The organism is Streptomyces sp. MK37H (genome assembly GCF_018035285.1).
Classification (GTDB): Bacteria; Actinomycetota; Actinomycetes; order Streptomycetales; family Streptomycetaceae; genus Streptomyces; species Streptomyces endocoffeicus.
The window spans coordinates 1-1,841 of sequence record NZ_JAAAYH010000786.1 but is presented as its reverse complement, the minus strand read 5'-3'; the positions used below and the strand labels follow the sequence as shown (position 1 = coordinate 1,841).

The 1,841-nt window shown below is 73.9% G+C and carries 2 protein-coding genes; one reads left to right on the top strand and one right to left on the bottom strand.

Annotation, left to right across the window (positions count from 1 at the left end; all coding sequences use genetic code 11):
* The first annotated feature begins 256 nt into the window (after nt 1-256).
* On the top strand, nt 257-1,069 hold the full coding sequence (locus GWI24_RS43905) for a serine hydrolase (RefSeq protein WP_210951592.1): 813 nt from the start codon (nt 257-259) through the stop codon (nt 1,067-1,069).
* 135 nt (nt 1,070-1,204) lie between these two features.
* On the opposite strand, the gene GWI24_RS43900 is transcribed toward GWI24_RS43905, so the two are convergent.
* On the bottom strand, nt 1,205-1,841 hold a 637-nt coding region (locus GWI24_RS43900; protein WP_210951591.1), incomplete at its 5' end, for a pirin-like bicupin family protein.

The window sequence follows — 1,841 nt, the reverse complement described above, 5'->3', positions numbered from 1 at the left end:
CCGCCGGCGCAGCTGCTCACACTCTCACCACCCACCGTAAACAGCGCCCACCCCGCAGACGCCCAGGCCCCTGCCCACCGGCCAGCCACCCGACCACCGCGTCACAGGCGGCGCGGCCGGCGCCCCGCCCGGTCAGCCGATCGCGGCGACTGTCACCTCATCGACCCCCGGGGTCCAGGGGCGGAGCCTTTGGGTTGCGGGAAGAGGCGGGAAGGGGAAAGACCCCTCCGGGCACCCACCCCGTAGGCTCTGGGCCATGGAGAGCCTGCGGATGATCGAGAACTGGCCGGTTCCGACGGCGGCGGCCGCCGTCGTGCGCGCGGACGGCACCCTGGCGGGATCGTACGGCCCGACCGGCCATCGGTTCCCCCTCGCCTCGGTCACCAAGCCGCTCGCCGCCTACGCCGCGCTGGTCGCCGTCGAGGAGGGCGCGGTGGAGCTGGACGAACCGGCGGGGCCCGAGGGCTCCACGGTGCGCCATCTGCTGGCGCACACCTCCGGGCTCGCCTTCGACGAGCACCGCTCGGTCGCCGCGCCCGGCAACCGCCGGCTCTACTCCAACGCCGGGTTCGAGGTGCTGGGCGACCACATCGCCAAGGCCACGGACATCCCGTTCCCGGAGTATCTGCGCCAGGCGGTGCTGCAGCCGCTCGGCATGGTCACCACCGACCTGCCCGGCTCGCCCGCCAAGGACGGCGTCTCGACCGTGGAGGACCTGGTGCGCTTCGCGGCGGAGCTGCAGGCCCCGCGGCTGCTGGCGGCCGAGACGCTGGCCGGGGCCACCTCCGTGGTCCACCCGGGTCTCACGGGTGTGCTGCCCGGCTACGGACATCAGCGGCCCAACGACTGGGGGCTCGGCTTCGAGATACGCGACGGCAAGTCGCCGCACTGGACCGGTGCCTCCTCCTCGCCCCGCACCTTCGGGCATTTCGGCCAGTCCGGGACGTTCCTCTGGGTGGACCCGGACGCGGGTGCCGCCTGTGTGGCCCTGACCGACCGGGCCTTCGGCCCGTGGGCGATCGAGGTCTGGCCGACATTCACCGACGCGGTCCTGGCCGAGCTGGGCTAGGGGTCTCCGACGGATCGTGCCGCCTGCGGCGGGCTGCTCCCCTCCCCTTCCCTCAACTGGCTTCGCCCCAGGCCCCCGGGGTCCAGGGGCGAAGCCCCAGCCACGCGGCGGCCACCCCGTAGCCCTCAGAACCCCTCAGCCGTAAACCGGCTCCGCGTGCATCTCCCAGATCAGCAGCTCGGCCGGGCCCTCGGCGCGCGCCTCAAGACCCTCCGCAGCGGAGATCCGGGCCGCGTCGCCTGGTGTGAGGGTCTCCCCGCCGATCCGCACCGCGCCGCGCACCGCGTGCGCGTACACCCAGGGCGCGTCCGGCAGCGCGGTGCGCTCACCGTCCACCAGCCGCCGCACATGCAGCACCGCCTCGGTGCGCTCCAGTGCGTACGGGGTGCCGTCGGCGATGCCGCGCACCACCTCGTACGCCGGGTCCGTGGCGGCACCGGGGCCCGGCATCAGCCACATCTGGACGAAGGTGAGGGGTTCGGCACCCGCGTTGCGCTCGGTGTGACGCACGCCGCTTCCGGCGCTGAGCCGCTGGACGTCGCCGGGGCGCACGACGGTCCGCGCGCCGGTGGAGTCCTCGTGGGTGAGCTCGCCCTCGACGACCCAGGTGACGATCTCCATATCGCGGTGGGGATGTTCGGCGAAGCCCGCGCCGGGGGCGAGCCGCTCCTCGTTGCAGGCCACGAGCGAGCCGAACCGCACATTGCCGGGGTCGTAGTACCCAGAGAAGGAAAAGGCGTGGCGCGTCTCGATGCCCGCGCCCTCCCCGCCC